This is a genomic window from Paenibacillus sp. D9 (assembly GCF_001188365.1).
Taxonomy (GTDB): domain Bacteria; phylum Bacillota; class Bacilli; order Paenibacillales; family Paenibacillaceae; genus Paenibacillus_O; species Paenibacillus_O humicus.
This window is the reverse complement of the sequence record NZ_JZEJ01000001.1, coordinates 3,976,241-3,981,240: the sequence shown is the minus strand read 5'-3', so window position 1 is coordinate 3,981,240 and position 5,000 is coordinate 3,976,241. Positions and strand designations below refer to the sequence as shown.

The 5,000-nt window shown below is 59.9% G+C and carries 5 protein-coding genes and 1 other RNA gene; all 6 read right to left on the bottom strand.

Going from position 1 to position 5,000, the window contains the following annotated elements:
* Positions 1 to 92: 92 nt before the first annotated feature.
* Complete coding sequence (locus VE23_RS17885; RefSeq protein WP_048749931.1) at positions 93 to 404, bottom strand: YbaB/EbfC family nucleoid-associated protein; 312 nt, start codon at positions 402 to 404, stop codon at positions 93 to 95.
* Between the two features lie 34 nt (positions 405 to 438).
* On the bottom strand, positions 439 to 2,211 hold the full coding sequence (gene dnaX, locus VE23_RS17880; protein ID WP_048749928.1) for a DNA polymerase III subunit gamma/tau: 1,773 nt from the start codon (positions 2,209 to 2,211) through the stop codon (positions 439 to 441).
* Positions 2,212 to 2,424: 213 nt separating this feature from the next.
* Positions 2,425 to 2,690, bottom strand: an RNA gene (ffs, locus tag VE23_RS25500) — signal recognition particle sRNA large type.
* A gap of 83 nt (positions 2,691 to 2,773) precedes the next feature.
* On the bottom strand, positions 2,774 to 3,178 hold the full coding sequence (locus VE23_RS17870) for a hypothetical protein (protein WP_021882052.1): 405 nt from the start codon (positions 3,176 to 3,178) through the stop codon (positions 2,774 to 2,776).
* 72 nt (positions 3,179 to 3,250) lie between these two features.
* The gene (rpmE, locus tag VE23_RS17865) at positions 3,251 to 3,448 is read right to left on the bottom strand and encodes a 50S ribosomal protein L31 (protein ID WP_021882051.1); all 198 of its coding nucleotides are present in this window, start codon (positions 3,446 to 3,448) and stop codon (positions 3,251 to 3,253) included.
* A gap of 146 nt (positions 3,449 to 3,594) precedes the next feature.
* A complete protein-coding gene (locus VE23_RS17860; RefSeq protein ID WP_049868712.1) occupies positions 3,595 to 4,854 on the bottom strand; it encodes a radical SAM protein in 1,260 nt (419 codons plus the stop codon).
* Between the last annotated feature and the right edge of the window lie 146 nt (positions 4,855 to 5,000).

Sequence of the window (5,000 nt, the reverse complement as noted above, 5' to 3'; positions counted from 1 at the left end):
ATAAAATAAGGACGGCCCTGCCGGAATGCGAAGGGCCGTCCAAGGCTGCTGCACGAGCAGCCGTCTATGCGGTCCCGAAGGACCCGCAGGCTTTAGAACAAGCCGGGAATTTTCATGCCGCCGGTGAATTTGCCCATGTCCTTGTTCGCCAGCTCGTCAGCCTTGGTAATGGCATCATTGACGGCTGTGAGCACAAGATCCTGAAGCATTTCCACGTCGTCGGGGTCGACCGCTTCCGGCTTGATGGCGATGCTGATTAGCTTTTTATGTCCGTTCACGACAGCCGTGACGACACCGCCGCCAGCGGAGCCTTCAACGTTCTTCGTTTCGAGCTCCTCTTGAGCCTTGAGCATCTGCTCCTGCATCTTCTTGACCTGCTTCATCATTTGGTTCATGTTGTTCATCGTCATCACCTCATTATTGGAATTAAGATCAATGTCAATCCTTCTTCAGCTCGACCAGGTCTTCCCCGAACAGACGGACCGCTTCTTCCACCCATTCCGGCCGCGCCGGAGCTTGCGGCGGATCGTCGTGGCTGAGCTCCAGCGGCGCCGAAGCACGTTCCGAGACAGCGCCGGAGCTTGCTTGCTGCCAGTCCTTTTGCATGACGGTGGATAGGGACAAGGCCCGGCCGAAGGCTTCCTGGAGCACTTTTTCGATGAGCTCGCGATTCGCCTGCTTTTCGGTCGTTTCCCGATGAATCGTGTTTTTGAACGCGACGAGCACAGAGTCGCCGGTGGAAGCTACCGGCTCGCCGTCCACGAGCCACGCGTGGACCGTAACCCTTGCATCTTTGACCCGGGCCAGCACTTCGCTCCATTTTGCCCGGAGCTGAGCGGTCTCGGAGTTGGAAAGAGCCGCCAAATAGGGATCGAGCTTGACGTTCCGTACGGAGCCGCTGCCGGAACGAGGGCCGAACCCGCCTCCGCGGCTCGCACCCCCTCGAACGGCGCTGCCCGAAGCGGATGCCTCGGGAGCCGCTGCCGGAGCGCTGCCGGAGCGCTGCAGCTGCTCGATCTTGCGCTCCAAATCGTCGATCCGCTGCAGCAGCCGTCCTGTTTCCGGAGAAGCTTGAGGCGCCGCTGCGCCGGCGGTGGCCGAAGCTCCCGAGGATTGGCTGCCGCCTTCGGGCATCGTGGCGATTTTGAGAAGCGCCACCTCGAAGAGAGTCTGCGGATGAGCGGCATGCCTCATTTCATTGTGGTAACGGTTGAGCTCGTCGATCATCCGGAAGATCCGGTCAGCCGAGAACCCTTCGGCCATGGCTTGGAACCGGGCGGGATCCGAGACGCGCCCCATCGCCTCGGCGCTGCCCGGAGCGAGCTTGAGCACGAGCAGATCCCGGAAGTAATACATGAGGTTCTCCAGGCATTTGTCCGGGCTTTTGCCCGCTTGCATGAGACCTTCCACGAGAGGAAGAATCGCTCCCGCATCCCTGTCCCGGACGGCGTCCGCAATGCCCGCGAACTGCTGCGCGGCAAGGCCGCCGGTGACGTCGACCGCGCCTTCGAGCGTGATCGTCTCGGAGCCGAACGCCGCCGCCTGCTCCAGCAGGCTGATCGCATCGCGCATGCCGCCGTCGGACAGCCTGGCGATATAGTCGATCGCTTCCGGTTCGGCGCGGATGCCTTCTTCCTTGCAGATCTCGGTCAGCCTCTCCACCTGCTCCTCCAGCGACACCTGCCTGAAGTCGAAGCGCTGGCAGCGGGAGATGATGGTGGGCGGAAGCTTGTGCGGTTCGGTCGTCGCCAAAATGAAGATCACGTGGCTCGGAGGCTCTTCCAGCGTCTTGAGCAATGCATTGAACGCTTCCGTAGTCAGCATATGGACTTCGTCGATGATATAAACCTTGTATCGCACTTCCGAAGGAGCGTATCTTACATTGTCCCTGATCTCGCGGATTTCATCAATGCCGCGGTTGGAAGCGGCGTCAATCTCCACGACATCCATCACGGTGCCGGCGGTGATTCCCCGGCAGGCGGCGCATTCGTTGCACGGCTCGGGAGCGGGTCCGAGCTCGCAGTTGACGGCTTTGGCGAAAATCTTGGCAGCGGAAGTCTTGCCCGTGCCCCGCGGCCCGTTGAACAAGTAAGCATGCGCAATGCGCTGCTCGCGGATGGCGTTCTGCAGCGTCTGCCTGATATGCTGTTGTCCTACCATGTCCCGGAACGTCTGAGGACGCCAAGCACGGTATAAGGCGATATGGGTCAAGATGCAGGCTTCCTTTCCGGCCGGCCTCGGCCGTTATTTCGTCTCTCCATTATACAATACCGCTTCCTGCCCGGCAAAAGGAATCCGCCCGATGACATCCGGGGGCGGCCGTGCGGGAATGCGAAAAGCTTTTCTATTGAGAATATAAAAAAAACGCCCGGAAGACCTCCTCACGAAGAGTCGGACTCCAGACGTTGCTCTGCTTAGTTAGGACCGTGCACCTGCCCTCGATCCATGCGGTCCAGCAGGCATTCCTGATTCCAGCTCGGGTCAGGCACTCCTCCGGCACATGAACGCGCCTGCTTACGGCTGCTTCCTTCCGGACCTGACCGGGTTCACAAGTGTCCATTGCGGAGGACCCATCCTTCAACGCTGTTCCTAGGCGCCATACACTGCAACGCATAACCTACGGCAGGAATTCAACCTCGCTATAGCGGATTGCGAGTTACAGGGCACCGCTACCTCCCCATCTAGCACGGCAGATTTTCAGTATAGCCCAATTGCACGGCTTGTGCAACCGGCCTTCGTCTCCCCGCTTCAGGGAAAGAAAGGCGCTGTCGCCTTAAGAAGCCAGGCGGGCAATGATTTTATAGCGGGGCATGTTGAAGGCGAGCTGCGACTCCACGCGGCTGCGCACCTGCTCCCGCTGAGCGGCGCTGAGACCCGCCTTCGGCGTTACATAAACCCGGAGCGTCGGACCGTCGAAAGCTAGCCGGGCCTTCTTCACCCCTTCAACCTGCTTGACCTTCAGCTCCGCGAAGTCGGCATCCTGCTGATAGTTCTGCGAATGGGGAGTAAGAGGCAGGCGGGGATTCGTATTCGTCAAGCCGAGATGCCCGTCCTGTCCGTAGCTCTTCACCCGGTTATGCTCCGGGCTGCCGCCGCAGCCCGTCAGCAGAGCGGCGCCGAGCAGAAAAACGCAGGCGGATCGCAGAGGCTTATTGGCATGAAAGCGAATTGTTGTCAATTAAAAAACCTCCCTTCAGTCCATAGGATGGCTGAGGGAGGTTCTTCTATGCCGCCAATTTCTGGCAGTCGATTAGATACCGTATTTCTTTTTGAAACGGTCTACGCGGCCGCCGGCATCCAGGAATTTCTGTTTGCCTGTGAAGAACGGGTGGCAAGCGGAGCAGATCTCCACGCGCAGGTTCGGTTTAACGGAACCCGTCTCGAACGTGTTGCCGCAAGCGCAAGTAGCCGTAGTCACGTGGTATTTCGGATGAATAGCCTCTTTCATCGTCTTTCACCTCTTTCTGCCCTGAGCTTCAAGCGAGCCCAGAGTTATGCATACCTGAATAGTATATCACGGACAAGTGCCTTAGGCAACAGGATTGCTGCGGTCCGCCGGCGCAGGACGTCCATCAACCTTGATCAGCACGGCTTTCAGCGTTGCCTCGCCAGCCGGGACGGCGGCACATGCGTGTACGAGCCGATGACGACGCCTGGCAGCTCCTCGCGGAAAATCTCCAGCATCTGCTTCATGCCGTAGATCTCCCCGCGCGCCTTCGGAATGAGGTTCAGGTACGCTTCCGGATCGATGTTGAGGTTGCGCATCTGAATCAGCTTGAGATCGGTCCGGCGGACGAACTCGATCATCGCCTCCATCTCCTCCTCGCGGTCGGTGACGCCCGGGAAGATGAGATAGTTGATGGAGGTGTAGACGCCTTGGTCGGCGGCGTAACGCAAGGACTTCTCCACATTTTTGAGCGTATAGCCCCGAGGCTTGTAATACGCGTTGTAATGGTCGTCCAGCGCGCTGATCGTGCTCACCCTCATCAGATCGAGGCCGGCATCGACGATCGCCCGCATGAAGTCCGTGAGCCCGGCGTTCGTGTTGATGTTGATGTAGCCCATCGACGTCTGCTCCCGGACTCTCTTCATCGCCTCCACGATAATTCTGGCCTGGGTGGACGGCTCGCCCTCGCAGCCCTGGCCGAAGCTGATGATCGCATCGGGAGTCTTGAGCTGCTCCAGCATGATCTCCACGACTTCGTCGACGGTCGGCTTGAAGTTCATGCGGGTCTGCGGAGCCGGGAACGCGCTGTCCTCGGGCTGCTCGGAAATGCATCCGAAGCAGCCTGCATTGCAGGAATAGGAAACCGGGACGGCTCCTTCCCAGCGCTGCAGAAACGTATTGGAAGCCGTGAGGCATTCGTAGCCGAGAGCGCAGTTGGACAGATGCTTGTACAGCCTGTTGTCCGGGTACTTCGCCAGCAGCTCCTCCACCTTCACGTTCAGCTCCTTGGCATCGCAGTTGAGCGGATTCCAGCGCTCGGAATCGTCGCTGCGCTCGGCCGCGACATGGAAGCCGCCGTCCTTCCAGACGACGGAGGTGTAGCCGAACAGCGGCAGGACGGCGTTTTTGTCCGCCTTGACGTAGCCGGGCAGATTAAGCCGCGTATATCCTTGGGGAAGCAGCGCGCCTACAGCCTGGTAGGATCCGGGCAGCACTTCCATCTCCCCGGTGCGGGAGTTGATGCCGACCGGGCGGGTGCCCGGCAGACCGACGAGAGTCGCTCCCTCCGGAAGGGGGATAAGCTCCTCGTCCATGATTTCCACGACGACGTCGCCGCTGCGGCCAAGCCCGATCCAGTCGGGATGGTCATATAAATTGCCTTGTTCATCGGCATATACAAGATTCATGATGTCCTCCTAAAATCTGTAGCGCCCGGCGGGGCTTATTCCGCCGGGGACTCATCCGCAGGAGCGGACTTGGATCGCGACGTGCGGCGGGTCGTTCCGGCGGCCGGCTTGTCGGCAGCCGCCGCGCGCGGAGCGCGAGCGCGCTT